This is a genomic window from Mycobacterium sp. pV006 (genome assembly GCF_041287115.1).
In the GTDB taxonomy this organism is placed as follows: Bacteria; Actinomycetota; Actinomycetes; order Mycobacteriales; family Mycobacteriaceae; genus Mycobacterium.
Window position 1 is genome coordinate 223,552 of sequence record NZ_JBGGKT010000008.1, and the last position, 26,331, is coordinate 249,882.

Sequence of the window (26,331 nt, forward strand, 5' to 3'; positions counted from 1 at the left end):
GGTCCGCTCAGAATACGGGCGCGGGATCGAAACTGAGCGGTCGACGCCGACTGCGCACCGATGTCGGTGGCGCTTCGGTCAAACGCAGCAGTAAGCACAGGCCGTGCTGGGCATTCGTGCCCGTCGCGTGACGAAACCGTGATCCGAGCTCCATCAACTCGGCGGCGAACGGTGGGGACAATGCGGCGACTTCCTCATCGGTGTGGGCATAGAGGAATGCCGGCGAGACGGGTTGCACGGCCAATCCCAGCCGTTGCGCAGTGCACCACAATGCCTCGGCGCCGCCGCCGCCGCGCGCATAGCCGGTCAGGGAACGGTCGTCGACGGTAACCACGGCCAGAGCTGAACTCTGCGCCACCCGAGTGCCGGTGTCGGCGCCCAGAACGGTACCGGCGTCCCACTTTGCGAGCATCGCCATCACGTCGCCACGCCGCAGGACATCCAGGACTGCAAGCTGGTCGGTGGGCAACTCGAGGCTGCGCACGTCGATCCCGGAGTCCTCCGGTTGATCACCGGGCCAGCGCAACTCCGAAACCATGTCGGCGTGCAGGTACGGAGTCAGGTACCGGATGCGGTCGGCGGCGGCCAGGATCTGGCCCGCCTGGCGCAGGTCGTCGGCCTCGTGCAGCAGGGTGAGCCCCGCGCCTTCGCGTCGCACGACATCTTCGAGGGTCGACCGGACGTCTTCGGACATGGCCACGCGGCTGCCGCCGTGGCGGTTGGTCTCACGCGCCTCGATCATCGGGTACAGGTCGGCCAGGTAGGGATCCTCGCCGTTTTCGAGAGTGAGCTCCGCACGCAGCCGGTCGCGGTCGTCCTCACGGAACCGCAGCGGGCCCAGCACGCCGTGCGCGGCGGCGGCGACCCTGGCATTGAAGACCGCCGCGCCGAGCGCGACCGCGCTACCGCGCAACCCGATGTCCAGGGACGAGCTGAACTCGGGAGCCAGCCGGATCGTCACGGTCTGCGCCGAGGTCTCGATGTGCCACGGTTGGGCATTTCCGCCGGACGGTGCCCGGACGGCGGCGAGCGCCACGGCGTGCGGGGCGGATTGCGGTGTGTGCTTCGGGTCGTCGGGCGATGGTCGAGGTTGCTCGGCGGGCTCGTCCACCGGGTCGGTGAGGGCGTCCAACGCGGCCGCCACATCAATGCGCACGCGTCCGGACGGCAAGGGTTCCCCCAACGCGATACGGCGCACCGCCTCGGCGACCGTGGATGCGCCGACGAGTACGTCGCCGGCGAGCTGCGGCCAGGTCGCCAGTGTTTGGCCGACCTCCACCAGCGATGCGGCTCCGCGCGGTGACAGGCTCGCCGCATCGAGGATGCGCAGGACGTACGGGATCTTCTGCCGGCCGTCGAGCGTGGACAGTGCGGCTGCGTCGACATCGCCGAGCAGCCCGTGGAACAACGGCCGCTGCGGATCTTCGTCGAACCGCTCGACGTCGATGAGGCCGCGATCACTGCTGGCCATCAACACCGGTATCCGCCGGGCGCGCGCACCTTCCCGCACCAGTGTCTTCACATCCAGTGAGTCGCACTCCTCGATCACGATGTCGAGGCCGTCGAGGAACGCCTCGATCGTCTGCTCCGTGACACCGGCCTCGAGCACCTCGACATCGACATACGGGTCCACCTCGGCGATCCGGCGCGCCGCTGCCACTGCCTTGTTCACTCCGAGGTCGAAAACCGTTGCGGGCACGCGGTTGAGATTCGACAGCTCGAGGTCATCGAAGTCGGCCAGGCGCAGATGTCCGCACAGACCTTGCATCGCGAGCGTGTGCGCGACGGCGTGACCCACGCTCAGACCCACCACGCCGACGCGCAACGACGCGAGCTTGTCGTGTTCGTCGATGGTGATCAGGTTGCGGTTGCGATCCGTTCGCGTCCGTGCGTACGCGCGGGGGCCCAGGACGCCGACCAGTGTGCGCCGCCACGGGTAGTACGCCCACCGGGGGCGCTCGCCGGTCAGGTCGTCATCCGGGGTGGGCAGCAGCTTGCGCAATGTCGCTGCCTGACCGTCGATCTGGTCGATCACCGTCACGTGCGGGTCGGCCCGCAGCGCTGCGATGGTGCGCGCATCGGACGCACTGGCGGGATCGAGAATGACGGCTTGCGAGGAGGTCTCGTCGACGGTGGTGGTGTGGAACGAATCGGACTGCGGAGGCTCGAACGTCACAACGCATTATCGCGCAACGCCGCCGGCCCGCCGTAGAGGACCCCCGCACGCTCCAATTCGCGGACATCAGCGATCATCCGGGCTGCCTGTGCGGGCTCGGAGTGGCGAACGAACGTCCTGCGGTCCCACCACATCATCTTGGTGCGGTACCGCGGATCCGGGTAGGGGGTGGCGGGGATGTCGGCGACCAGACCGCCCGAGGTGCGCCACTTGTCCAGCACATGGGGCGCAGAGGTGGCCATGCAGAACTGGACGTCCATCACCGCCATGGCGTGCGCGCCGCTGCGCGCGAGCGCCCGAGTGACCGCCCCGGACTGTCCCTTCTGTGCATCGACGAAGGCCGCCTTCATCTCCAGCACGCCGAACGGCACGCGGTCGTCGATCATCTTGCGCACCGCGGCCAAGCCGGGTTGACCCTCCCATTCGACGACCGCGTGGGAGTCGTCGGCTCCTGTCAGTGGTCCCTTGGCGCGCAGGCCGCCGATGACCTGCCCCTCAGAGTCCAGTGCAGCCCAGAACATGGCCGTGTCGTGACCGTCGCTGATGTCGTCGACGTCGATGGCGCAGTCGACCCCGAACTTGCGGTAGCTGCGTTCGGCGCCTTCGAGATATTCGAACCAGAGGTCGCGATCCAGGTGCGGTTGCGACATCACCAACGTGCATTGCGCTTCCGCGTCCCACCAGGCGTGCCGTGCCGGCAGGGCAAACTCTTCGGAAGAGGTGAGGGCGAGCGGAGCGGACATGTTTTTTCCTATCGTCATGCAATCGAGATACCCGGCGGGGAACCCGACTGCTGCTTGTCGGAATTGGTATTCACCGCGGAAAACGGCGCATTCAGTATGTCGCCGAGTCCGCGCGGTTTCCAGCTAGTCACACTGATTTCCCTGTTGCCACTGGGTAGGGAACTGAGGTTGCACTAAAGACATACCGCAAGAAGCCATTTGGTATGGTGAATTTCGGCGATAAACTCTCGGACAACATCCGGGGAAGTGAAATCGAGCGAATCCCCCAAAGAGTATGACAATCGTTCTTTCTCGGTATATGCGATAAATCAACATCTTTCGCTAACATGCGTGGCCGAGTGTCGGAATTGTGTGAATGCGCTTGCAGGCCGTGCCGAACGGCCATCGGCGCCGTGGGCCGCCGCCTCCCGGTCCGGCTTCGCTGTGTGAGAGGGCTGCAAGCACACCGTGATCCGGGCACGCCCCTGTCGGATACAGCTGTCAGGTGCCGCGTCGGCTCCAGTGTCGGTGTGGCACTGTGAGACCCGGACAACGCGAGGCGGACGCAATCTGAACCACGTCCCGCAGCAACGACACTCCAGGAGGCACCAGTGAAGAAGTTCAATGACCTCGCCGAGCTGGCGGCGGCCGAAGGCACTCAGCTCGGACCCACCGAATGGCTCGAGATCACCCAGGAGCGGGTGAACCTGTTCGCCGAGGCCACCAACGACCATCAGTGGATCCATGTGGATCCGGAGCGGGCCGCCGACGGTCCCTTCGGCGGGACCATCGCCCACGGGCTGCTGACCCTGTCACTGATCCCGCATTTCACCCATCAGCTCTACACCGTCGGCAACGTCGCGATGGCCATCAACTACGGCTACAACAAGGTCCGCTTCATCACCCCGGTGCGGGTCGGCGCCAAACTGCGTGCCCGTGCCGAGATCAGCGCGGTGGCCCAGCTCGATAACGCCGTCCAGGCGACCCTGACGACGACCGTGGAGATCGAAGGTTCGGAGAAGCCGGCGGCAGTCGCCGAATCGATCGTGCGCTTCATCGGCTGAGGATTGCGGCGCCTCCTGCCGCAGCGAATTCACGTGCGTCAGCGACCATTGACGTACGTCAAAAACGCTCGTAGATTGCGTTGCGGCAGGAGGAGCGCGGTGAGAATCAAAGACCCCCAGGTGGCCATCATCGGTGCGGGCATCAGCGGCCTGACGGCCGGCAAGATGCTCAAGGACTACGGCATCACCTACACGACCTTCGAATCCTCGGACCGGATCGGCGGCAACTGGGCCTTCGGGAATCCGAACGGACACAGCAGCGCCTACCGGTCGCTGCACATCGACACGTCCAAGGATCGGCTGTCCTTCAAAGACTTCCCGATGCCCGAGCACTACCCGTCGTTTCCGCACCATTCCGAGGTCAAGGCCTATCTCGACGAGTATGCCGCGGTGTTCGGGTTGCTCGACCACATCGAGTTCCGCAACGGGGTGGTCCGGGCCGAGCGCGCCGACGGCGACGGCTGGTACGTGTCCGACCAAGCAGGGGCGCGACGGCACTTCGACCTGCTCGTGGTCGCCAACGGCCACCACTGGGATCCCCGCTGGCCCGATTTCCCCGGCACCTTCACCAACCGGTCGATCCACTCCCACGAGTACATCGACCCGAGCACGCCGCTGGACCTGCGGGACAAGAGGATCCTGGTCGTCGGTATCGGCAACAGCGCCGCGGACATCACCGTCGAACTGTCGTCGAAGGCGTTGGGCAACAAGGTGACGCTGTCCACGCGGTCCAGCGCCTGGATCGTGCCGAAATACATCGCGGGCCGCCCCGGGGACACGTTCTGGCGCACCAGCCCCCACCTCCCGCTGAAATGGCAGCGCAAAGCCGTGCAGCTCGTCGCGCCGATGCTGGGCACCGACCCCACGATGTACGGCCTTCCGCCGGCCGACCACAAACTCTTCGAGGCGCACCCGACGCAGTCGGTGGAGTTGCCCCTGCGCCTCGGCTCGGGTGACGTGGTGCCCAAGCCGAACGTGGCGCGCCTCGACGGTGAAACCGTGCACTTCGTCGACGGCACCAGTGACGAGTTCGACGTCATCGTCTATGCCACCGGGTACAACATCACCTTCCCGTTCTTCGACCCGGAACTGATCAGCGCTCCGGGCAACCAGACCCGGCTCTACAAGCGCATGTTCAAACCCGGCATGGACGATCTCGTCTTCATCGGGTTCGCCCAAGCCGTACCCACCCTATTCCCGTTCGTCGAATGCCAGTCGCGCCTGTTGGCCGCCTACGCGGCCGGGCGCTACGCGCTGCCGCCGGTCGACGAGATGGAGCGGGTGATCGACGCGGATCGACAGTTGCATTCCGGTCATTGCACCGACCGCCCCCGGCACACCCAACAGGTCGACTACTTCATCTACGAACACGACATCCGCACCAAGGAACTGCCCGCCGGAGTGCGGCGCGCACGCCAACTCGCGCAGGTGGCGCGATGACACCGGCCGAGATCACCTTCCGCAGCGCGGATGTGGACTGCAGCGCATGGCATTTCCGAGCCACCGGGACCGGTCCGCGGCCCGTGGTGGTGATGGCACACGGGTTCGGCGGCACCAAGGACTCCGGGCTGGCGCCGTTCGCGCAACGCTTCGCCGAGGCCGGGATCGACGTGCTGGCCTTCGACTATCGCGGCTTCGGCGCGTCGGGAGGTCAACCGCGGCAATCACTTTCGGTGCGCAGGCAGCTCGAGGACTACCACAGCGCGGTGGAGGCGGCCAAGAACCTCGAGGGGGTGGACGCCGGCCGTGTCGCGCTGTGGGGTGTGTCGTTCTCCGGTGGCCATGTGCTGACCGTGGCGGCGGCGCGCACCGACGTGGCGGCCGTGATCTCCCTGACGCCGTTGACGAGCGGTCTGGCGGTCAGTCGTGCGGCCGCGTCGTCACGCGACATGCTGACGTCCCTGCGGTGGACGCTGTCAGGAATCAAGAGCCGGATCGCGACGCGTCGGGGTGGGGCACCGACGCTCATGCCGCTGGTGGCCCCGGTGGGAGAGCCAGGGGCGCTGGCGCTCGACGGTGCCTTCGAGAGCTACACCGCGATGGCCGGCCCGACGTGGCGCAACGAGATCGACTGCTCGGTCGGCCTGGAGGTGCTCGCGGTGCGCACCACCCCTGCGGCCAAGAAGTTGCGGTTTCCGCTGCTGGTGCAGATCGCCGACTTCGACTCCTACGTGCCGGCCGACGCGGTCGCCGCGACAGCCGCCCACGGCCGCGCCCAGGTGCACCGGTACCCGTGCGACCACTTCGACGTGTGGCCGGGCCACGACTGGTTCGACAAGACGGTCGGCGACCAGATCGCGTTCCTGCAGCGGACGCTGCTCAGTAGTGCGTCGACCCCTGGTCGATAGAGATCGCGCTGGCCGTGACGAACTTCGATTCGTCGCTGGCCAACCAGCACACCGTGTCGGCGATGTCCTCGGGTTCGACGATCCAGGTGGGCAGGAACGGCGTCATCATGTGCTGGAGCTGCGGGTTGGTCTCCATCGCCGCGTTGAGTGCGGTGACCATGTCGCCGCTACCCATGTCGGTGAGCACCGGGCCCGGGTGCACGCTGTTGACCCGGATCGCGTGCTTGCCGAGTTCGGCGGCGAAGGCACGCGCCATGCCCGTGACGGCGTGCTTGCTGGCGGTGTAGTGCACCATGAACGGCTGCAGCTTGACGCCGGCCGCCGAGCTGATCAGGATGATCGACCCGCCCCGGCCGCCCTCCACGATCTTGTGGGCGCCGGCCATCACGGTGTTCCAGGTACCCGTGACGTTGATGTCCATCACGTCGCGGAAGTCCTCGGGTCCGATCGCGTCCCACGCCTGCGGCGCCGAGACCCCGGCGTTGGCGACGATGACGTCCAGTCGTCCGAGTTCGGCCACCGCGGAGCCGACGACGTCGCGTAGCCCGTCGTAGTCGCGGGTGTCCACCACCGCGGAGATGATGCGCCGCCCGGTCTTCTCGACCAGACGCACGGTCTCCTCGAGATCCTCCGGCGTCGCATGGTCGTACGGCACGCACGGCGGCAGGGGGCCGGCGATGTCGACGGCGATGACGTCGGCACCCTCGTTGGCCATCCGCACCGCGTGGGCGCGTCCCTGCCCGCGTGCGGCGCCGGTGATGAAGGCGACCCGTCCCTGCAGTCGTCCGGTTGTCTTGTCGCTCATGCGCGTTTCGCCGCCTTCACCAATCCGCCGCCGATGATCAATCGTTGAATCTCGCTGGTGCCCTCGTAGAGTCGCAGCAGCCGGACGTCGCGATAGATCCGTTCCACCGCGACCTCGCGCATGTAGCCGCTGCCGCCGTGCACCTGCACCGCGAGATCGGCGACCTGCCCGGCCATCTCGGTGCAGAACAGTTTCGCCGCCGACGGCGCGATGCGTCGGTCTTCACCGGTGACCCACTTCTGCGCGGCGTCGCGCACCAGCGCCCGGCCGGCCATCACGCCGGTCTGCTGGTCGGCGAGCATCGCCTGCACCAGTTGGAAGTCGCCGATCGCGGTGCCGCCCTGAGTGGCGGTGGCGGCATAGGCAACCGACTCGTCCAGGGCGCGCTGGGCCGTGCCGACCGCCAGTGCCGCGATGTGCACGCGGCCCCTGGCCAGCGACGTCATCGCCGCGCGGTAGCCGATGTCCTCGGTGCCGCCGACGAGTGCGCTGTCGGGAACCCGGACATCGGTGAAGGTGACGTCGGCCGTCCACGCACCTTCCTGGCCCATCTTCTTGTCCTTGACGCCCACCTCGACCCCGGGTGCGTCAGCGGGCACCAGGAACACCGCGATTCCGGCGCCCTTGTCGTCGGCAGGTCTGCTGCGGGCGAACGTCACGAACAGGTCCGCGTTGGGGGCGTTGGTGATGAATCGCTTCTGGCCGTTGATGATCCAGTCGCTTCCATCCCGGACGGCCTTGGACCGCAGACCCGACGGGTTGGACCCGGCGCCGGGTTCGGTGAGCGCGAACGACGCCACGACCTCACCGGAGGCGATGCGTTCCAGCCAGGTCGACTTCTGTTCATCGGTGCCGTAGCCGACCAGAACCTGACCGGCGATGCCGTTGTTGGTGCCGAACATCGACCGCAGGGCCAACGACGTGTAGCCCAACTCCATGGCCAGTTCGACGTCCTGGGCGAGGTTCAAACCGAGCCCGCCCCACTCCTGCGGAATGGCGTAGCCGAACAGGCCCATGTCCTTGGCCTGGTTGCGCAGGTCGTCGGGAACCCGGTCGTCGGCCAGGATCTCCTGTTCGCGCGGGACGACCGCGGAGCGGACGAACTGGCGGGTCTGGGCCAGGATCTCCGCGAAATCCTCCGCGCTGACCTCCGGGGCGGCTGCTGTGCTCACGATTGTTTGATACTCCTCAGGGTCGCGATTGGGAAATATCGTATATGAAATACGATAACGGGCAGGTGACCCCTACAGACGCAAGGATGGTGGACAAGTGGCATTGCTGACCGGTCAGACCGCAGTGATCACAGGTGGAGCCCAAGGCCTCGGCCTGGCAATCGCGCAGCGGTTCGTCGCCGAAGGTGCGCGCGTGGTACTCGGCGACGTCAACCTCGAAGCCACGCAGGCCGCCGCGGAATCCCTCGGCGGGGCCGATGTCGCGCGGGCGGTGCGCTGCGACGTGACGAAGTCCGCGGAGGTCGATGCCCTGGTGCAGGCCGCGCTCGACTTCGGTGGACTCGACGTGATGGTCAACAACGCCGGCATCACCCGGGACGCGACGATGCGCAAGATGACCGAGGAGCAGTTCGACCAGGTGATCTCCGTGCACCTGAAGGGCACCTGGAACGGGTTGCGCGCCGCAGCGGCGGTGATGCGCGAGCAGAAGCGCGGCGCGATCGTCAACATGTCCTCGATCTCCGGGAAGGTCGGCATGGTCGGCCAGACCAACTACTCGGCGGCCAAGGCCGGGATCGTCGGCATGACCAAGGCCGCGTCCAAGGAGCTGGCCTATCTCGGGGTGCGGGTCAACGCCATTCAGCCCGGCCTCATCCGCTCGGCGATGACCGAGGCGATGCCGCAACGCATCTGGGACTCCAAGGTCGCCGAGGTGCCTCTGGGCCGTGCGGGTGAGCCCGACGAGGTCGCCAAGGTGGCGCTGTTCTTGGCCTCGGACATGTCCTCGTACATGACCGGAACGGTGCTCGAGGTCACCGGCGGACGGCACCTCTGATGCGCGACGTGGTGATCTGCGAGCCGGTCCGCACACCGATCGGCCGCTACGGCGGCATGTTCAAGTCCCTGACGGCCGTCGAACTCGGCGTCACCGCGCTGAAAGGACTGCTCGACCGCACCGGCGTCGCACCCGAGGCGATCGAGGACGTCATCGTCGGGCATTGCTATCCGAGCATGGAGGCCCCCGCCATCGGCCGCGTCATCGCCCTGGACGCGGGTCTGCCGATCACCGTCGGCGGGATGCAGATCGACCGGCGCTGCGGCTCGGGCCTGCAGTCGGTCATCCAGGCGGTCCTGCAGGTGGCCGGCGGGGGCAACGACGTCGTCGTCGCCGGTGGAGCGGAGTCGATGAGCAATGTGGTGTTCCATTCCACCGACATGCGTTGGGGTGGCGCACGTGGCGGGGTCGCGGTCCACGACGCCCTGGCTCGCGGACGCACGACCGCCGGCGGCAAGAACTATCCGGTGCCGGGCGGCATGCTCGAAACCGCGGAGAACCTGCGTCGGCAGTACGCGATCTCGCGCGAAGAGCAGGACGAGCTGGCTGTGGCGTCGCACCGCCGAGCCGTCAAGGCGCAGCAGGACGGCGCACTGGCCGAGACCATCGTCCCGGTCACGGTGCGCAGCAAGACCGGCGAAGAAGTCATCGACACCGACGAACACCCGCGTGCCGACACCTCGGTGGAGGCGCTGGCGAAGCTCAAACCCGTTCTGGGCAAGGATGATCCGGATGCGACGGTTACCGCGGGCAACTCGAGCGGGCAGAACGACGCCGCATCGATGTGTCTGGTCACCACGCCGGAGAAGGCGGCCGAGCTCGGCCTGACACCGCTGGTGCGACTGGTGTCGTGGGCGGTGGCGGGGGTGGCGCCGAACGTGATGGGCATCGGTCCCGTGCCGGCGACCGCCGCGGCGCTGCAGAAGGCTGGGCTGGAGCTGTCGGACATGGACCTCATCGAGCTCAACGAGGCGTTCGCCGCCCAGGCGCTGGCATGTATGCGCGAGTGGAAGTTCGGTCCTGCCGATCTCGAGCGGACCAATGTGCACGGCTCGGGCATCTCGCTCGGCCACCCGGTCGGTGCGACCGGCGGCCGGATGCTGGCCACCCTGGCGCGCGAGCTGAACAAGCGCGACGGCCGCTACGGACTGGAGACCATGTGCATCGGCGGCGGCCAGGGGCTGGCCGCGGTGTTCGAGAGGGTGACGTCGTGACCAAGCTTGCCCAGACGCTGGGGCTGACCGAGTTCCAGACCGAGATCGTCACCACCGTGCGGCAATTCGTCGACAAGGAGGTGATCCCCACCGCGCAGGAGCTGGAGCACTCCGACACCTATCCGCAGGCCATCGTCGACGCGATGCGGGAGATGGGGCTGTTCGGGCTGATGATTCCCGAAGAGTACGGCGGGCTGGGGGAGTCGCTGCTGACCTACGCGCTGTGTGTGGAGGAGCTGGCGCGCGGCTGGATGAGCGTGTCCGGCGTCATCAACACGCATTTCATCGTCGCGTACATGATCCGGCAGCACGGCACGGACGCGCAGAAGAGCTACTACCTGCCGAAGATGGCCACGGGGGAGACCCGCGGCGCGTTCTCGATGTCCGAGCCCGAACTCGGTAGCGACGTCGCCGCGATCCGCACCCGTGCCCGTGACAACGGCGACGGCACCTACACCATCGACGGTCAGAAGATGTGGCTGACCAACGGGGGGAGCTCGACGCTGGTCGCCGCGCTGGTGCGCACCGACGAGGGTGCCGACAAGCCACACCGCAACCTGACGGCGTTCCTCGTCGAGAAGCCCACGGGCTTCGGTGAAGTCGTGCCCGGCCTGACCATCCCGGGCAAGCTCGACAAGCTCGGTTACAAGGGCATCGACACCACCGAGCTGATCTTCGACGGTTACCGCGCCAAGGCGTCCGACATTCTCGGCGAGGCGCCCGGGCAGGGCTTCTTCCAGATGATGGACGGAGTCGAGGTCGGCCGCGTCAACGTCTCGGCCCGCGCGTGCGGCGTGGCCAACCGGGCCTTCGAGCTGGCGGTGCGCTACGCGCAGCAGCGCAGCACGTTCGGCAAGCCGATCGCCGAGCACCAGGCGATCGCGTTCCAGTTGGCCGAGATGGCGACGAAAGTCGAAGCCGCCCACCTGATGATGGTCAACGCCGCGCGGCTGAAGGACAGCGGGGACCGCAACGATGTCGCTGCGGGCATGGCCAAGTACTTCACCAGCGAGGTCTGCGCCGAGGTGACGCAGCAGAGCTTCCGGATCCACGGCGGCTACGGCTATTCCAAGGAATACGAGATCGAGCGCCTGATGCGTGATGCGCCGTTCCTGCTCATCGGTGAGGGGACCAGCGAGATCCAGAAGAACATCATCAGCAAGCGCCTGCTGGCGGACTACCGGGTGTAGTGCGGTGGGCAGCCCCGAGTTCGCAGTACGGCCGCAACTGGCCGACGACGTCGCCGGCTACGTCCGGCGACGCATCTTCGACGGCACCTATGCGGCCGGCGCTTACGTGCGGCTGGACCAGCTGGCCGCCGAGCTCGGCATCAGCGTCACGCCGGTACGCGAGGCGCTGTTCGAGCTCAAGGCCGAGGGGCTGCTCGACCAGCAACCGCGGCGCGGGTTCGTGGTGCGTCCGGTGACGGTGCGCGACATCACCGACGTCTCCGACGTGCAGGCCTACATCGGTGGTCTGCTCGCCGCACGGGCCGCGGCCAACATCACCGAGGCGCAGGTCGCCGAGCTCACCGGGATCCAGAACGAACTCGAGGCCGCCTACGCTGCCGACGACGGCGAGCGTGCGGTCCGGCTGAACCACGAGTTCCACAAGGGCATCAACGTGGCGGCGGAGTCACCGAAGTTGGCCCAGTTGATGTCCCAGATCACCCGTTATGCGCCGGAGACCGTGTTTCCCACCGTCAAGGGCTGGCCCGAGCAGTCCAACGCCCACCACCGGCGGGTGCTCGATGCGTTGGCGCGGCAGGACCCCGACGCGGCGCGGGCGGCGATGTCCGAGCATCTCAGCGCCGGGGCCGACCCGTTGATCGAGCACCTGTCGTGCCGAGGCGTGATCTGTTGATCTGCTCACCGCAAGGAAGGTGACCCATGGGTGTACTTGACGGAATCCGTGTGCTCGACTACGGCAGGTTCATCGCCGCGCCGTGGTGCACGGCCCTGCTGGCCGACATGGGCGCCGACGTCGTGCGCGTCGAAAAACGCGAAGGCGGAGAAGACCGCTGGGTGCAGTCGGTCACCGACAGCGGCGAAGGCGGGACCTTTCTGCAGTGCAACCGCAACAAACGCTCGCTGACGCTGGACACCACCACCGACGAAGGGAAGGAGATCAGCCGCCGGCTGGTCGAACGTGCCGACGTCGTGGTGGCCAACATGCCGGCGGCGGGGATGCGGGCCAGCGGACTGGACTACGACACCCTGCGCGCGATCAAACCCGACATCATCCTGGCCAGCGCGACCGCCTACGGCGAGGGCGGGCCCTACAGCGACCGCATCGGGTTCGACGGCGCCGGCCAGATGATGTCGGGTGCCGTTGCCCGCCAAGGACTGCCGGAGCAGCCGATCCGGACAGCGGTGCCGTACGCGGACTTCGGGACCGCGCTGACGCTGACCATCGGTGTGATGATGGCGTTGTATCACCGCGACCGCACCGGTATCGGGCAGCACGTGGAGGGCGCACTGCTGCCGACGGCCATGATGCTGTCCAACGCGTTCCTGATCGAACGCGACCTGCTCGGAATCGACAAGCCGCGCATGGGAAATCAAGGTGCATCGGTGGCGCCGTGCGACCTGTACCGCACCTCCGACGACGAATGGGTGCTGCTGCAGATCGCCGGGCAGCCGATGTTCAAACGGTGGTGCCGGCTGGTGGGGCAACCGGAGCTGTTCGACGACCCGCGATTCGCCGACGACGATCTTCGGTGGCAGCACAGTGCGGAGCTCAACGGAATCATGGCCGCCTGGACCGCGCAGCGCACCAAAGCCGACGTCATGGCCGAGTTGCAGGCCGCGAAGCTGCCCGCCGCCCCGATGCTGTCCACGCAGGACGTCCTCGAAGATCCTCACGTCCAGGCCATGGGCTTCCTGAAGCGGGTGCCGTTCCCCGGCGTCGAACAGGGCGTGCCGATCATCGAAACCCCGTTCCGGTTGTCCGAGACGCCGGGGGAGATCCGGCGGCGGGCACCGTTGCTCGGTGAGCACACCGTCGAGGTGCTCACCGAGATCGGTTACGGGACAGGTGACATCGAGGAGTTCCGGGAGCGCGCGATCGTCTAGGTCGCCGCGCTCAGGCGGGCCCGCAGGGCGGCGACGTCGACCTTTCCGGTCGCACCGCGCGGGATGTCGGCGGCGTCGTCGCTCCGTACCCACACGGTGGGGACCTTGAAGCTGCTCAGCAGTTCGCGCGCGGCCGTGCGGACGTCCTCGGTGGGGCGGTCCGTGACAATCATCGCCCCTACTCGCGGACCGTGGGGGCCGGGAACGTCGGTGACCGCGGCCGCCTGCACACCGGGGATGGTGCGCAGCGCATCCTCCACCTCACCGGGGTAAACGGTGGCGCCGCTGACCTTGAACATGTCGTCGGATCGACCGTGCGAGAACAGAAACCCGTCGGCATCGAGGTGCCCGAGGTCGCCGGTCGGGTAGTAGCCGTCGGCGGTGAACACCTCGTGGCGTTGCCGGCCGACGATGCCGCGCATCATGTGAGGACCCCGCAACTGGATCTCGCCGATCTGTCCGGCAGACACGGCCGCCCCGGTGTCCGGGTCGACGATGCGCACCTCCATGCCGGCGAACGGTTTGCCGCAGCTACCCCACGCCGAGCGCGGCATGTCGGTGTCGGCGGGGTAACCGCAGTACGGCCCGAACGACTCCGTCATGCCGAACAGGTTGGCCCGCGCGCCTTTCGGGCTGCGCAGCTGCTGGGGCAGAAGCGCCTCCAGACTGCCGGGCTGCAGCGCCGACAGGTCGGCACCGACGGTGTCGAGGTGGCGGGCCAGCGCCTCGGCCTGGCTGGGCCAACCGCGGAACAGCGTGACGCGCTCCCGCTCCAGCAGCCGCAACGTCGACTCCGGCGTCGGGATGGGTTCGGTGACCAGGGTGGCCCCGCTGACCAGCGCGGTGATCGCACCGCCTCCGAAACCGCCGACCCAGAACAACGGCATGGGCAGGTAGAGGCGCGAGTCTTCGGTGACACAGCGCGCCGCCAGCCCCGAGCGCACCGCACCCAACGCGTTGCCGTGACTGTGCACCACCCCCTTGGGCGCGCCGCGGCTGCCGGAGGTGAACATGATCGCCAGCGTGCTGCTGGGCTGCACGCCGGCGGCCATACGCGCGACGAGGTCGTCGGGGACCGCGTACCGCGGCAGCGTGAGCACTTCCGGTGCGGTCCACACCGCACGAAGGGCCGGCAGCTCGGCGCGCAGTGCGTCGACGGTCTGCCGGTGGCCGCGGCCGCGGAACTCCTCGACGGCGATCACGTACTGCACCGACGCGGCCCGCAGTTGTGCGCGCAGTTCGCGCGGCGTCAGCAGTGTGCTCAACGGCACCAGAACGGCGCCGATCCGGGTGATCGCCAACGCCAGCCGAATCCAGTCGACGCCGTTGGGCATCAGCAGACCCACCCGCGTCGCGCGATTCACCCCGGCCTGCACCAGTCCCGCGGCCAGCCCGGCGGTGGAATCGTCGAGCTCACCGAAACTGACCCGACCGTCGGGGTCGACGACCGCGGATTCCTCCGGGCGGCAATGGGATTGACGACGCAGCACGGCATCGATGGTGTGATCAGTCATCGAACATCGCCTTCAGCGCCGGAAGATCGACCTTCCCGCTGGACATCAGCGGAAGCTCCGAACGCCGGCAGGTCTTGAACAGCCGGGGCACCTTGTACGCCGACAACTCCTGCCGCAGCGCGGCACGGACGGCGGCCTCGTCGAAGTCGACGGGGTCATCGAGGGCGACCAACGCGGCGACGATCTCGCCCCGCACCGGGTCGGGCAGACCGACGACATGCACACTCGCGGCCGGCAGCAGCCGTGCCAGCGCGGCCTCCACCTCACCCGGCGTGACGTTGGCCCCCGCGGTCTTGATCATCGCTCCCGCCCGCGCGACGAAGTAGACGAAGCCGTCGTCGTCGCTGCGGACCAGATCTCCGGTGTGCCACCAGCCGTCGGCGTCGAAGCAGTCCTCGCGGCGGTGTCCGTAGTAGTGCTCCATCAGGTACGGACCCCGCAACCACAGTTCGCCGATCTCACCGGCATCGACCGGGGCGGAGGTCTCGGCGTGCACGATTCGCGTCTGGAAGCCGGGGGCGGGCTTCCCGAACGACCCTCGCCGATGTTCGGGCTGGTCGGTCTCGTCACCGCTGAGCAGGGCGACGCTGCCCGCCTCGGTCATGCCCAACATCCCGTGGCGCAACCCGGTGTCGGCGGGTCGGCGGTGGGCCGCCATGATCGGGTAGAGATTGCCGCGGGTGGCGGTGAAGACGCGGCGGGTATAGGTCGGGTGCTCGACGAGACGGGTCACCGCGGCGGCGAAGCCGTTGGTGATCGTCGGGCGTTCGTCTTCGATCAGATCCAGTGTGGCACCGGCATCTTCGGCGTTCGAACACACCAGTGTCGCACCGGCGACCAGCGTGGCCAGCAGCCCGAACGCGAAACCGCCGATCCAGAAGAACGGTGAGTTGCAGAACAGCACGTCGGTAGGGCCCAGTCCCCGGATCTCGTTGAGGTTGCGTTGATGGCCGAGCAGACCGCCGTGGGTGTGCACCGCTCCCTTGGGCGCGCCGGTGGACCCGGAGGTGTAGACGATCGCCACAGGGTCCGCGGCGGTGACGTCGTCCTCGAGTTCGGCGAGTTGCTCGTCCCTGTCGCTGGTTCCCGGTCCGGCACCGTAGAGCACCCGCCGCAGCACCGGGACGGTCGGGACGAACAGGGGTGTGTCGTGCTCGAGGTCGGTCGGGTCCAGTTCGAGCGCGGCGGCCATCCGGTCGACGTAGTCGTGGCCGCGGAACTGCCGCGCCGACAACATGATCGCGATGTCGGATGCCTGCAGCTGCCGGCGCAGCTCGCCGGCGGTGAGGAACGTCGAGAACGGCACGACCACCGCCCCGATCCGGGCTGCGGCGAGCATCGCCACCACGAACTCGCTGCCGTTGTGGTGAAGTACTCCGACATGGGTGCCCTTGCCCGCGCCGAGGCCGATCAGTATCCGCGCGAGCTGCGCCGAGCGCAGGTCGGCGGTGGCGTAGCTCAGCCGGTCGTCATCGCACACCAGCAGTGGTTTGTCGCCGAGACTGCGCTGTGTCCGCAGCACGGCGGCGACCGTCGACGGGCTCATACCGAGGCGAAGTACGACCGTACGGCGGTCAGGTCGGGTTTACCCGACGGCGTTCGCGGGATGGTGTCGACGACCACGATCTGCGTGGGGATCTCGTAGCGCGCCAGCCGGGATCCGAGATACGCGGTCAGCGTATCGGCATCGGCGGTCGCACCGTCCCGCAACTCCACCAGCGCGACCGGCGTCTCCCCGAGACGCGGATCCGGGGTACCGATCACGGCGGCACCGGCCACCGCCGGGTGGCTCTCCAGCGCTGCACGGACATCGTCGGGCAACACCTTGAAACCGCCGCGGATGATGGCCTGATCGGCGCGCCCCAGAATCCACAGGAAGCCGTCGGCGTCGAGGCGGGCCAGGTCGGTGGTGCGGATCCAGTCGGCGCCCGGCCCGAGTTGGGCCGGCTTCACCTCGAGCAGTCCGGGCTGGTCGGGCCCCAGAGCCCGACCGGATTCGTCGACGACGCGTAGTTGCGCCCCCGGGTTCGCGCGACCGACACTGCCGCGCTTCGCGTGCCAGAACTCGCGGTGGTCGGCCAGCGTCCAGCCCGCCACGCCACCCCCGAATTCGGTTGCCGCATAGGAGGTCAGCACCGGGATGCCGAACTTCTCGGTGAACGCATCGGCATCGTCGGCCGACAGGGGAGCCGTTCCGCAGGTCACCGCCCGCACCCCGGCCAGGTCCTCTCGCGTCACCTCCGAATGCAGCACCATGCGCAGAGCGGCCGGCACCAGAGAGACCGCGCGCGGCCGATGTTCGCGTACCGCTCGCACCCACTGATCGAGGTCGAATCGCCGCAGCAGCACGAAGGGGCGCGCCTCGGCGATGCACAGCAGCACCCGGAAGACTCCGCCCACATGCACCAGCGGTGAGTTCATGATCGCCACACCGTCGCGCAGTGCCGTGGGTGCCGGCGCGTTGTGCGGGTCGGTGCCGATGACACTGCGGGCGAGCATGTCGTAGGTGAGGTCGACGCGTTTGGGTGTTCCGGTGGTCCCGCTGGTGAGCATCCACACGGCCACCCCGGGACGCTCGGCGACGGACCCGCCGGTTCCCTCGGTGACGGTGGGCGCGGTGTCGAGGTCGGCGATCGCGACCGTGGTGGCATCCGTGGACGGCGCGAGCGCCTCGAGGTCCGAGGCCAGGCCGACCAGTACCGGCAACTGCAGCGCCGCGACGTCGGCGCGGGTGCGCTCGTCGCCGCGCGCCGGGTTGATCACCACCACCGTGCCGCCGGCGGCGAGCACGCCGAGCAGTGCCGCGACATGGGCCGGTTCGTTGCGCAGCATGATCCCGACGCAGCGGGTGCCGCCGAGGTCACCGATACGACGGGCCAACCCCGCGACCTGACCCCAGGTGAACCAGTCGTCATCGAACTGCAGGGCGCGCGCACCGGGGTCGAGGGCGAAGACGTCGGCGATGCGTCGGGAGAGGGGATGTTCCATCACCGGATCCGTGGCGGTTTCTTCTCGCGCGGGCCCTGTTCGCCCAGCTCGGCGGTCGCCAGCGGATTGCCCAGCCGCGTGTAGATCAAGCCCTGGTCCATGGCGGCGCGATAGGGCTTGTCGAGCGACTCCCAGATGGCCTTCACGGTGCCCTGGGTCGCGGTCGGCGGTTTGGCGGCGATGGTCACCGCGATCTCGTGCGCGCGCGACCACAGTTCGTCCTCGGTGACCACCTCGGTCACCAACCCGATACGCAGCGCGGTCTGCGCACCGACACGTTCGTCGTTGCCCATCAACGCCATTCGCAGCGTGTCACCCAGCCCCACGCGACGCATCAGGCCGACCGGTTCGAGCGCCGAGACCAACCCCGCACTGACGTGGGAGTCGAAGAAGGTGGCCCCTTCCGAGCAGATGACGACGTCGGCCTCGTTGACGAAGTACAACGCCCCGGCCGTGCACATGCCCTGCACAGCACAGACCACCGGCTTCCACATCTTCTGCCACTTGGGGCTCAGCAGTTCGCCCGGGTCCTCGTGGTTCCACACGATGTTCGGCTGGCCGTAGCGCGATTTCACGTCCAGTCCGGCGCTGAACGCGCGGTCGCCGGCGGCACGCAAGACCACGGCGTTGATGTCCTCGTCGGCCTTGATCGTCTGCCAGACGGTACGCATCTCCTCGCACATGGTGCGGTTGAACGAATTCAGCGTCTCAGGCCGGTTCAGGGTGATCGTCGCGACCCGGACGTCGTGGTCGAGGTCGAGCAGGATGGTGTCGAATCCGGTCATCGGCACTGCCAGTTCGGTGCGCGCTTCTCCACGAAGGCGCGGGGCCCTTCCTGGGCGTCCTCGGTGCGCACGACGCGCTCGCGGAACGTCTCGGCGAGGATCTCACCCTCGAGCAGCGGCAGATCCAGTGTCTTGTGGATGGCCAGGCGGGTGCCGCGCACGGCCAGCGGGGCGTTGGAGTTGACCATGGTCGCGATCTCGTGCGCGCGTGCGAGCAGGTTGTCGTGCGGCACCACCTCGGTGATCATCCCGAGTTCGTAGGCGCGCTCTGCGCTCATGCGTTCGTGCTTGCCGGTCAACGCCATCCGCAACGCCACCGAGCGGGGCAGGGCGCGGGCCAGGCGCACCATCTCACGGGCGGCCACCAGGCCGATGCTGACGTGCGGGTCGAAGAAGGTGGCCTTGTCCGACGCGATCACGATGTCGCCGGTGGTCACCCAGTCCAGGCCCGCGCCGCAGCAGATGCCGTTGATCGCCGCCAGCACGGGTTTGGCCATGCGCCGGAACGGCGGGGTGCCCTCCTGCGGCGCCTCCCACTGGTCGTAGGTGGACAGGTAGGGCCGCTCGTAGATGACCTTGCCGTCGTCGGGGATCTCCTTGACGTCGGCGCCGGTGCAGAACGCCCGACCGGTGCCGGTGACGATCATCAACCAGATGTTGTCGTCGTTCTCGGCTTCGTCGTAGGCAGCGCGCAATTCGCTGATCATGTGCGGAGACAACGCGTTGAGCGCCTCGGGACGGTTGAGCGTGATGGTGGCCGTGTGCCCGTCGACGTCGTAGTTGATGGTGTCGTAGTTCGTCATGCGATCCCTTCGATCGGCTAGCGCCCGGTGAAGCCCGGAGCGCGGCGCTCCCGGAAAGCGGCCAGGCCTTCCTTGAAATCCGCTGTTCGGCAGGACAATTCGAGGCTGCCGAGCTCGTGGCTCATCGACTGCCCCAACGTGGCGTGCAACCCGTAGTTGATGGCCTGTTTGGCCAGCCCGATGGCCACCGTGGGGCCGGCGGCCAGCCGGGCGGCCAGCGCTGCGGCGACGGTGTCGACCTCGTCGCCGGCCACGGCCTGGTCGATCAACCCCCACTCGGCGGCCTGGGCGCCGGAGATCTTCTCACCCAGCAGCAACATGCGCTTGGCGCGGGTCAGCCCGGCCAGCCGGGGCAGCAGCCAGGTCGCGCCGGAGTCGGGGGTGAAGCCGCGGTCGACGAAGGGTTCCCAGAAGGTGGCCTCGGCGTCGGCGACGGTGAAGTCGGCGGCCAGCGCGAGGTTGCACCCGAGCCCGACGGCCCAGCCGGTCACGCTGCACACCACCGGCAGCTGGATGGTGGCGACCAGTTCGACGATCCGATTGTGGGTCAGGGGAACCCGGCGCGTCAGGTCGCCGGGGCGCGGACGCTGTCCGCCGCGATTGGTGGCCACCCAGTCGGCGCCGGCGCAGAAGTTCCCGCCCGCGCCGGCGAGGTGAACCGCGCGGAGGGTGTCGTCGGTGGCGGCCGCGGCGAGTACGGCGACCAGGTCGTCGATCATCGCGTGCGTCAACGAGTTCCGGCGTGCGGGACGTTCCAGCGTGATACGCAGGACCGATCCTTCACGGCTGTGCCGCACCGCGCCTTCGTCGGTCACCGGCCCGCCTTTCGGATGAAGATACAGATAGCCATACAGTTGGTGCTTCGATTACTATCCTGTACAACTTAGCAAGGAAAGGCTGTCCGCGGAACAGTGTCAGCGCAGCGTATTCGTCAGCCACGGGTCGCCGAACTCGTGGCATCCCGGCTGCGCGACGACATCCTGACCGGTCGTCTGAAAGAGGGCGACGTGCTGCCGTCGCAGGAGGCGCTGTTCGCCGAGTTCGGGGTGAGTCCGCCGGCGGTGCGCGAGGCGATCCACATCCTGGAGTCCGATGGGCTGATCTCGGTGCGCCGCGGCAACGTCGGGGGAGCGGTGGTGCACCTGCCGTCCGCCGAACGCACCGCGCAGATGATCGGCATGGTGCTGCAGACCCGCTCGGCCACCCCGGCCGACGTCAGCGAGGCGCTCCTGCATCTGGAGCCGATCTGTGCGGGCATGTGCGCCTCGCGCGAAGACCGCATGACCGAGGTGGTGCCGCACCTGCGAGCCGCGATCGACCGGCAGGTCGCCGAGTTCGACACCCCCGCGCGGTATGTGCCCAACGCCCGCAGGTTCCACGAAGAAATCGTGCAGCGGTGTGGCAACGAACCGATGATCCTGGTGATCGGTGCGCTCGAGGTGATCTGGTCGGCCCACGAATCGTCGGTCTGGAGTGACGAATGTGCCCCCGGTGATCCGATGCACCCTCCGACGATGCGCGCGGCCTTGCGCGACCACAACAAGTTGCTCGACGCCATCGCCGACGGCGACTCGGCACGGGCGGTCCGGGTGGCGCAGCGTCACCTGGCTGCGGCACGACACAACACCCTTGCTGCGGCATCGAGCAGAACCATTGAGGCCAAATTGATTTCCAACGGACAGGACTGGACATGACCACCACCGACGACCGCGTGCTCTTCGATGTCGACCACGACAGGCGGATCGCGACCATCACGCTGAACAATCCGAAGCAGCGCAACTCCTACGACGCTGCGATGCGCGATCAGCTCGGACGCCACCTCGACACGGTCGCCGAGGACGACGACCTGACCGTGGTGCTGCTGCGTGGCGCCGAGGGCGTGTTCAGCACGGGGGCGGACATGAACAACGCCTACGGTTGGTATGGCGACAAGGAGGCCCCGCAGGCCAAGCGCCGACCCAGCCAGCGTCGCCGACTCATCGTGGACCGCAAGACCTTCGGCTTCTACCACAACCTCATGGGCTTCCCGAAGATCACCGTCGGCGAGATCAGTGGTTACGCGCTCGGCGGTGGGTTCGAGATGGCGCTGATGACCGACATCTCGGTGATCGCCCGCGACACCAAGATCGGCATGCCCGCCACCCGTTTTCTCGGCCCGGCGCTGGGCAGCCTGCACATGTTCTTCCACCGGCTCGGCCCGGTGCTGGCCAGGCGGCTGCTGCTCACCGGTGACATCGTCAGCGCGGGCGAGGTCGAGCATCTCGGCGTCTTCACCGAGACGTGCGACGCGGACAAGGTGACGGCCCGCGCCCGCTACTGGGCCGAGAAGGCCGCCAAGATGCCGGCCGACGGCGTCGTCATCGCCAAGGAGGCGTTCCGGTTGGTCGAGCAGAGCCAGGCCTACCAGGGCGAGGAGGTGGCCAGCTATCTGTTCCACGCCTACGGCACGAACCTGCAGTTCGCGCCGGGTGAGTTCAACTTCGTCAAGACCCGCGCGCAGGTCGGCACCAAGGAGGCGTTCCGCCTGCGTGACGAACACTTCCACGTGCCCGAACCCGAGTGATCCGGCTCACCCTACTGTCAGCGCTACACCTTCTGTTAGTTTTGTAACGTTCTGTCTTCGAAACCGAGGTCGATACCATGCCAACACCCGTCATCGTCGGTGCCGCCCGGACGGCTATCGGCCGCTCCTTCAAGGGCACCCTGGTCAATACGCCCCCCGAGACCCTGATCACCACGGTGCTGCCCGAGGTCGTCCGCCGCTCCGGCGTCGATCCGGCCGACATCGACGACATCATCTTCGCCGAATCGCATTACGGCGGCGGTGATCTCGCGCGCTACGCGGCCGACGCCACGGGTCTGCAGCACGTGCCCGGCCAGTCGGTCAACCGGCACTGCGCCGGCAGCCTGACCGCGATCGGCAACGCCGCCGCGCAGATCGGCTCCGGTATGGAGCGGGTGCTCATCGCCGGCGGTGTGCAGTCGCTGTCGATGACGCCGCTGACCAACTGGCGCATCCCGGGTCCGGAGTTGAAGTTCGAGGAGCGGTGGATGCCGCCCACGCACGTCGAGACCCCGGACGCACCCACCAAGGACATGTCGATCACCGTCGGCTGGAACACCGCCCAGGCCGCCGGCATCTCCCGTGAGGAGATGGACGCGTGGGCCGCGCGGTCGCACCAGCGTGCAGTGGCCGCCCAGGACGCCGGCAAGTTCCTCGATGAGATCGTCCCGCTCAAGGTGACGCAGTTCGACGGATCGGTCACCGACTTCAGTGTCGACGAGCATCCGCGCCGCGACACCACGGTCGAGAAGCTGGCCGGCCTGAAGGTGCTGCACCCCGAGATCGAGGGCTTCTCCATCACCGCCGGCAACAGCAGCGGCACCAACGACGCCGCCGCGGGCGTCGCGCTGGTCGAGGCCGACTATGCGGCGGCCAACGGGCTGAACGTGATGGCCAAGGTCAGGGCGTGGGGCGCGATCGGCGTGGCGCCGCGCGACACCGGCCTCGGCGGCGTGAAGGTCATCGGCAGGGTGCTGGACAAGGCGGGCCTGAAGCCGTCTGACATCACGCTGTGGGAGATCAACGAGGCGTTCGCGTCGGTGCCGATCGCGGCGTGCAAGGAATACGGGATCGACGAGGAGCTGGTGAACTTCTCCGGCAGCGGCTGCAGCCTCGGTCACCCGATCGCTGCCTCCGGTGCGCGCATGGTCACCACGCTGGTCTACGAACTGCAGCGCCGCGGCGGCGGCATCGGTGTCGCCGCGATGTGCGCCGGCGGCGGCCAGGGCGGCGCCGTCATCGTCGAGGTCTAGACCTCACCCTCACCCCGCCGAAATTGCATTCCACGCGCGTCAGGTCGCGAAATCGCCGCGTGGAATGCAATTTCGGCGCAGGAATCTAACTCGTTCGGGCGGTCTTCGCAGCCTTGCGCGGCGACTTCTTGTTCTGCTCGAGCAGTCGGGACGCGTGCTCGAGGATGCATTCCAACCCGTACTCGAAGTTGCGGTCGTCGGATCCGCTGAGGTGATGCCCCTGCTGGGTGATCGCGGCCAGAAGCGGCGCACTTTCCGGATCGAACGTCAGCGAGTCGTCGATGTCGCCGGGCCCCTCGTTGGCGGCGAGGTTCTTCTCCCGAAGTCGCCGCAGCACCACCGAACCGCGCACGTGCAGCGACATTGCCGAGTAGGTGTCGAACGCCTGCTCGGGTGTCAGGCCGGCTTCGACCAGGCTGCGCACCGCGCTTTCGACCTCCTGGACGCCAAGCTTGGCGGCCCGCGGACTCAGCGCCGAGCGGATCAGGATCAAATCGCACAGGATCGGGCTGCTCATGAAGGTCTGCCGCATGGTGCGCGCATGGTTGGCCAGCGTCTCGCGCCAGTCCTTGGCCTCGACATAGGGCGTGGCGAAGGCATACTCACGCAGTGCGCGGTCGGTCATCGCGTTGAGCAGGTCGTCCTTCTTGCGGAAGTACCAGTAGATGCTGGTCACTCCGACGCCGAGGTGCTTGCCGAGCAGCGGCATGCTCAGGTTGTCGATCCCGATGTCCTCGGCGAGTTCGAAAGCACCTTTGATGATGTCGTCGGGATTGATGGAGCCGCGTTCGCGCCGTTGGCGCTTCTCCGCAGTCGCCTGTTTTGCCACCGAAGGAACCTCCATCGTCTTGACGTCGCGCGGGCAGTGGTCCGGTGTGTGACGGCCGTGGTGGGTGTGGCCGCGGACCCCCGGCGGCGGTAGCCTGAACTGCGTCTTTGCGTTCGTGTTGCCGGGATGCCGAAGGCCCGACCATACCGTGATGCGCCGGCTCGGCAGGTCCGGTGCCATTCCCCCTGAATACTGTAAGTCCTATAGTAAGCTTTTCCATCGGCATCCTGCGACAGGCGACGAAAGGCGAGGCGAGTGGCAGACGAGGTTCTCCGGGAACGGCAGGGTCGGACCCTGATCATCACGATCAACCGACCCGAGGCGCGCAACGCGTTCAATCTCGCGGTGGCGCAGGGACTGGCCGACGCCATGGATGAACTCGACGACTCCGCCGACCTGTCGGTGGCGATCATCACCGGCGCGGGCGGCAACTTCTGTGCGGGCATGGACCTCAAGGCGTTCATGGCCGGTGAGGTCCCCGCGATCGAGGGCCGCGGTATCGGCTTCACCGAACGACCGCCACGCAAGCCGGTCATCGCCGCGGTCGAAGGCTATGCGCTGGCCGGCGGCACCGAGATCGTGCTGGCCACCGACCTGATCGTGGCGGCCAAGAACGCGAAGTTCGGCATCCCGGAGGTCAAGCGCGGCCTGGTCGCCGCCGGCGGTGGACTGCTGCGACTGCAGAAGCGCATCCCGTACCAGAAGGCGCTCGAGCTCGCCCTCACCGGCGACAGCTTCACCGCCGAGGAAGCGTCGGCCTGGGGCTTCGTCAACGTGCTCACCGAACCCGGCGAAGCCCTCGACGGAGCGTTGAAGCTGGCCGAGCGGATCACCGCCAACGGACCGCTGGCGATCGCGGCCACCAAGGAAGTGATCATGAAGTCGGCCGACTGGAGCCAGGACGAGATGTGGAAGAAGCAGGGCGAGATCGTCTTCCCGATCTTCTCGTCCAAGGACGCGATGGAAGGCGCCACCGCGTTCGCCGAGAAGCGGGCGCCGAACTGGACCGGTACCTGACGGACATCCCGTGGACCTCGGGTTGCGCGACGCCACCGCCGTCGTCGTCGGCGGTGGCGGCGGCATGGGTCTGGCCTCCGCACGCTGCCTGGCCGAGGACGGCGCCCGCGTCGCCCTGATCGGTCGTACCGCCGCGAAGCTGGAGCGCGCCGCCGCCGAGTTGCGTGAGCTCGGTAGTCCCGATGCGCTCGGGCTGGTCGCCGACGCGCTCGATACGGCGCAGGTCGACCAGGTGTTCGCCGACATCGGTCAGCGTTGGGGTGGTGAACTCAACATCCTCGTCAACGCGGTCGGCCCGAGTGTGCGGGGCACCTTCGAGCAACTGACCGACGCGGACTGGCGCCAGGCCGTCGACGAGGGCGCGATGGGTCTGGTGCACTGCGTGCGCACCGCGCTGCCGCTGTTGCGGGCCGCCGAGTGGGCCCGCATCGTCAACTTCTCCGCGCAATCCACCCAGCGGCAGAGCACGATCCTGCCGGCCTACACCGCGGCCAAGGCGATGGTGACCAGCATCTCGAAGAATCTCTCGCTGCTGCTCGCACCCGACGAGATCCTGGTCAACGTCATCTCACCGGGCAGCGTGGCCTCTGAAGCGCTGGTGGGGTGGGCGGAGTCGGTCGGTGTCGACGGCACCGACCCGTATGCGCTGATGAAAGCCATCGACGAACACTTCGGTCATCCGGCGCACCTGCCGCGCGCCGGGCTGCCCAGCGAGATCGGGCCGGTCGTGGCGTTTCTGGCCTCACGACGCAACTCCTACATGACCGGCGCGAACGTCAACGTCGACGGTGGGAGCGATTTCACCTAGGACTGAGGGGAGTGGTGTCATGGCAACGGCAGCCGAGGCTCGGACATGGGCGCGCGAATCGCTGCGCGGGATCGGCAACTCGCTCTACACACCGTTTTGCGGACCCGACGGCGACGACATCGACTGGGCCGCCTACCGGGCGCTCGTGCGCTACTGCGTCGGCGACCTCGGTCACCCGATGCTGTGGTGCACCAGCGGGATCGCCGAATTCTGGGCGCTCACCCTCGACGAACGCAAGCGGCTGCTGGAGGTCGCGATCGAAGAGGGCCGGGCGATCAACCCTGAACCGCCCTGGAAAAGTTGGAGGCTCCTGACCTTGGAAACGAGGATGCAGGTATGCCGAAGGAACAGTCAGCTGGCA

24 protein-coding genes and 1 pseudogene are annotated in these 26,331 nt (G+C 67.7%); 14 read left to right on the forward strand and 11 right to left on the reverse strand.

Annotated features, from left to right (window positions below; translation table 11 throughout):
* Positions 1–7 precede the first annotated feature (7 nt).
* Together ACAG25_RS14775 and ACAG25_RS14780 are read right to left on the reverse strand one after the other, a co-directional pair.
* On the reverse strand, positions 8–2,176 hold the full coding sequence (locus ACAG25_RS14775; RefSeq protein WP_370489209.1) for an Rv1355c family protein: 2,169 nt from the start codon (positions 2,174–2,176) through the stop codon (positions 8–10).
* Positions 2,173–2,919: a hypothetical protein gene (locus tag ACAG25_RS14780; protein ID WP_370489210.1), complete on the reverse strand. Its 747-nt coding sequence runs from the start codon at positions 2,917–2,919 to the stop codon at positions 2,173–2,175. Before ACAG25_RS14780 ends, ACAG25_RS14775 begins: the two co-directional genes overlap by 4 nt.
* A 590-nt stretch (positions 2,920–3,509) precedes the next feature.
* Between ACAG25_RS14780 and ACAG25_RS14785 the strand changes: the two genes are divergently transcribed.
* The 3 genes from ACAG25_RS14785 to ACAG25_RS14795 all read left to right on the forward strand — a co-directional run bounded on the left by ACAG25_RS14785 (position 3,510) and on the right by ACAG25_RS14795 (position 6,310).
* Positions 3,510–3,962: a MaoC family dehydratase gene (locus ACAG25_RS14785; RefSeq protein WP_370489211.1), complete on the forward strand. Its 453-nt coding sequence runs from the start codon at positions 3,510–3,512 to the stop codon at positions 3,960–3,962.
* Between the two features lie 99 nt (positions 3,963–4,061).
* On the forward strand, positions 4,062–5,402 hold the full coding sequence (locus tag ACAG25_RS14790) for a flavin-containing monooxygenase (RefSeq protein WP_370489212.1): 1,341 nt from the start codon (positions 4,062–4,064) through the stop codon (positions 5,400–5,402).
* Positions 5,399–6,310, forward strand: coding sequence for an alpha/beta hydrolase (locus ACAG25_RS14795; protein ID WP_370489213.1), 912 nt, complete (start codon positions 5,399–5,401; stop codon positions 6,308–6,310). Before ACAG25_RS14790 ends, ACAG25_RS14795 begins: the two co-directional genes overlap by 4 nt.
* On the opposite strand, the gene ACAG25_RS14800 is transcribed toward ACAG25_RS14795, so the two are convergent.
* Positions 6,282–7,115, reverse strand: a complete 834-nt coding sequence (locus ACAG25_RS14800; protein ID WP_370489214.1) for a mycofactocin-coupled SDR family oxidoreductase — start codon at positions 7,113–7,115, stop codon at positions 6,282–6,284. The two genes, ACAG25_RS14795 and ACAG25_RS14800, sit on opposite strands and share 29 nt — an antisense overlap.
* Entirely contained in the window at positions 7,112–8,290 is a 1,179-nt protein-coding gene (locus tag ACAG25_RS14805) for an acyl-CoA dehydrogenase family protein (RefSeq protein WP_370489244.1), read from the reverse strand. The genes ACAG25_RS14800 and ACAG25_RS14805 overlap by 4 nt, the downstream gene beginning before the upstream one ends.
* 94 nt (positions 8,291–8,384) lie before the next feature.
* On the opposite strand from ACAG25_RS14805, the gene fabG reads away from it, so the two are divergent.
* The 5 genes from fabG to ACAG25_RS14830 are packed head-to-tail and all read left to right on the forward strand — an operon-like array spanning position 8,385 to position 13,410.
* Positions 8,385–9,122 (forward strand): 3-oxoacyl-ACP reductase FabG, encoded by a 738-nt coding sequence (gene fabG, locus ACAG25_RS14810; protein WP_370489215.1) that lies wholly within the window; start codon positions 8,385–8,387, stop codon positions 9,120–9,122.
* Positions 9,122–10,336 (forward strand): acetyl-CoA C-acetyltransferase, encoded by a 1,215-nt coding sequence (locus ACAG25_RS14815; RefSeq protein ID WP_370489216.1) that lies wholly within the window; start codon positions 9,122–9,124, stop codon positions 10,334–10,336. The genes fabG and ACAG25_RS14815 overlap by 1 nt, the downstream gene beginning before the upstream one ends.
* Complete coding sequence (locus ACAG25_RS14820; protein ID WP_370489217.1) at positions 10,333–11,526, forward strand: acyl-CoA dehydrogenase family protein; 1,194 nt, start codon at positions 10,333–10,335, stop codon at positions 11,524–11,526. Before ACAG25_RS14815 ends, ACAG25_RS14820 begins: the two co-directional genes overlap by 4 nt.
* Positions 11,527–11,530: 4 nt before the next feature.
* Entirely contained in the window at positions 11,531–12,199 is a 669-nt protein-coding gene (locus ACAG25_RS14825) for a GntR family transcriptional regulator (RefSeq protein ID WP_370489218.1), read from the forward strand.
* Between the two features lie 26 nt (positions 12,200–12,225).
* Positions 12,226–13,410: a CaiB/BaiF CoA transferase family protein gene (locus tag ACAG25_RS14830; protein ID WP_370489219.1), complete on the forward strand. Its 1,185-nt coding sequence runs from the start codon at positions 12,226–12,228 to the stop codon at positions 13,408–13,410.
* On the opposite strand, the gene ACAG25_RS14835 is transcribed toward ACAG25_RS14830, so the two are convergent.
* The 6 genes from ACAG25_RS14835 to ACAG25_RS14860 are packed head-to-tail and all read right to left on the reverse strand — an operon-like array spanning position 13,407 to position 20,315.
* Positions 13,407–14,924, reverse strand: a complete 1,518-nt coding sequence (locus ACAG25_RS14835) for a class I adenylate-forming enzyme family protein (RefSeq protein ID WP_370489220.1) — start codon at positions 14,922–14,924, stop codon at positions 13,407–13,409. The two genes, ACAG25_RS14830 and ACAG25_RS14835, sit on opposite strands and share 4 nt — an antisense overlap.
* Positions 14,917–16,470, reverse strand: a complete 1,554-nt coding sequence (locus ACAG25_RS14840) for a class I adenylate-forming enzyme family protein (RefSeq protein ID WP_370489221.1) — start codon at positions 16,468–16,470, stop codon at positions 14,917–14,919. Before ACAG25_RS14840 ends, ACAG25_RS14835 begins: the two co-directional genes overlap by 8 nt.
* The gene (locus ACAG25_RS14845) at positions 16,467–17,912 is read right to left on the reverse strand and encodes a class I adenylate-forming enzyme family protein (RefSeq protein WP_370489222.1); all 1,446 of its coding nucleotides are present in this window, start codon (positions 17,910–17,912) and stop codon (positions 16,467–16,469) included. The genes ACAG25_RS14840 and ACAG25_RS14845 overlap by 4 nt, the downstream gene beginning before the upstream one ends.
* Positions 17,912–18,697 carry an enoyl-CoA hydratase/isomerase family protein gene (locus ACAG25_RS14850; protein ID WP_370489223.1) on the reverse strand — a complete coding sequence of 262 codons (786 nt, stop codon included), beginning with the start codon at positions 18,695–18,697 and terminating at the stop codon, positions 17,912–17,914. Before ACAG25_RS14850 ends, ACAG25_RS14845 begins: the two co-directional genes overlap by 1 nt.
* A complete protein-coding gene (locus ACAG25_RS14855; RefSeq protein WP_370489224.1) occupies positions 18,694–19,500 on the reverse strand; it encodes an enoyl-CoA hydratase/isomerase family protein in 807 nt (268 codons plus the stop codon). The genes ACAG25_RS14850 and ACAG25_RS14855 overlap by 4 nt, the downstream gene beginning before the upstream one ends.
* A gap of 17 nt (positions 19,501–19,517) precedes the next feature.
* A complete protein-coding gene (locus tag ACAG25_RS14860) occupies positions 19,518–20,315 on the reverse strand; it encodes an enoyl-CoA hydratase/isomerase family protein (RefSeq protein WP_370489225.1) in 798 nt (265 codons plus the stop codon).
* 96 nt (positions 20,316–20,411) lie between these two features.
* Between ACAG25_RS14860 and ACAG25_RS14865 the strand changes: the two genes are divergently transcribed.
* The 3 genes from ACAG25_RS14865 to ACAG25_RS14875 all read left to right on the forward strand — a co-directional run bounded on the left by ACAG25_RS14865 (position 20,412) and on the right by ACAG25_RS14875 (position 23,316).
* Positions 20,412–21,194, forward strand: a complete 783-nt coding sequence (locus tag ACAG25_RS14865; RefSeq protein ID WP_370489226.1) for a FadR/GntR family transcriptional regulator — start codon at positions 20,412–20,414, stop codon at positions 21,192–21,194.
* Positions 21,191–22,063, forward strand: a complete 873-nt coding sequence (locus tag ACAG25_RS14870) for an enoyl-CoA hydratase/isomerase family protein (RefSeq protein ID WP_370489227.1) — start codon at positions 21,191–21,193, stop codon at positions 22,061–22,063. The genes ACAG25_RS14865 and ACAG25_RS14870 overlap by 4 nt, the downstream gene beginning before the upstream one ends.
* Before the next feature lie 77 nt (positions 22,064–22,140).
* Positions 22,141–23,316: a thiolase family protein gene (locus ACAG25_RS14875; RefSeq protein ID WP_370489228.1), complete on the forward strand. Its 1,176-nt coding sequence runs from the start codon at positions 22,141–22,143 to the stop codon at positions 23,314–23,316.
* 85 nt (positions 23,317–23,401) lie between these two features.
* Here the strand turns inward: ACAG25_RS14875 and ACAG25_RS14880 are convergent, their stop codons facing one another.
* Positions 23,402–24,145, reverse strand: coding sequence for a TetR/AcrR family transcriptional regulator (locus ACAG25_RS14880; RefSeq protein ID WP_370489229.1), 744 nt, complete (start codon positions 24,143–24,145; stop codon positions 23,402–23,404).
* Positions 24,146–24,400: 255 nt separating this feature from the next.
* Between ACAG25_RS14880 and ACAG25_RS14885 the strand changes: the two genes are divergently transcribed.
* From ACAG25_RS14885 to ACAG25_RS14895, 3 genes and pseudogenes are all read left to right on the forward strand, one after another.
* A complete protein-coding gene (locus tag ACAG25_RS14885) occupies positions 24,401–25,162 on the forward strand; it encodes a crotonase/enoyl-CoA hydratase family protein (RefSeq protein ID WP_370489230.1) in 762 nt (253 codons plus the stop codon).
* 10 nt (positions 25,163–25,172) lie between these two features.
* Positions 25,173–25,970, forward strand: a complete 798-nt coding sequence (locus ACAG25_RS14890) for an SDR family NAD(P)-dependent oxidoreductase (RefSeq protein ID WP_370489231.1) — start codon at positions 25,173–25,175, stop codon at positions 25,968–25,970.
* A gap of 19 nt (positions 25,971–25,989) precedes the next feature.
* Positions 25,990–26,331, forward strand: a pseudogene (locus ACAG25_RS14895) (hypothetical protein); the annotation flags it as partial.

Excerpts from the sequence above, each read along its gene's own strand:
- ACAG25_RS14780 (WP_370489210.1), bottom strand. The coding sequence starts at position 2,919 with ATGTCCGCTCCGCTCGCCCTCACCTCTTCCGAAGAGTTTGCCCTGCCG.
- ACAG25_RS14795 (WP_370489213.1), top strand. The coding sequence starts at position 5,399 with ATGACACCGGCCGAGATCACCTTCCGCAGCGCGGATGTGGACTGCAGC.
- ACAG25_RS14800 (WP_370489214.1), bottom strand. The coding sequence starts at position 7,115 with ATGAGCGACAAGACAACCGGACGACTGCAGGGACGGGTCGCCTTCATC.
- ACAG25_RS14815 (WP_370489216.1), top strand. The coding sequence starts at position 9,122 with ATGCGCGACGTGGTGATCTGCGAGCCGGTCCGCACACCGATCGGCCGC.
- ACAG25_RS14830 (WP_370489219.1), top strand. The coding sequence starts at position 12,226 with ATGGGTGTACTTGACGGAATCCGTGTGCTCGACTACGGCAGGTTCATC.
- ACAG25_RS14835 (WP_370489220.1), bottom strand. The coding sequence starts at position 14,924 with ATGACTGATCACACCATCGATGCCGTGCTGCGTCGTCAATCCCATTGC.
- ACAG25_RS14840 (WP_370489221.1), bottom strand. The coding sequence starts at position 16,470 with ATGAGCCCGTCGACGGTCGCCGCCGTGCTGCGGACACAGCGCAGTCTC.
- ACAG25_RS14845 (WP_370489222.1), bottom strand. The coding sequence starts at position 17,912 with ATGGAACATCCCCTCTCCCGACGCATCGCCGACGTCTTCGCCCTCGAC.
- ACAG25_RS14850 (WP_370489223.1), bottom strand. The coding sequence starts at position 18,697 with ATGACCGGATTCGACACCATCCTGCTCGACCTCGACCACGACGTCCGG.
- ACAG25_RS14855 (WP_370489224.1), bottom strand. The coding sequence starts at position 19,500 with ATGACGAACTACGACACCATCAACTACGACGTCGACGGGCACACGGCC.
- ACAG25_RS14870 (WP_370489227.1), top strand. The coding sequence starts at position 21,191 with ATGACCACCACCGACGACCGCGTGCTCTTCGATGTCGACCACGACAGG.
- ACAG25_RS14875 (WP_370489228.1), top strand. The coding sequence starts at position 22,141 with ATGCCAACACCCGTCATCGTCGGTGCCGCCCGGACGGCTATCGGCCGC.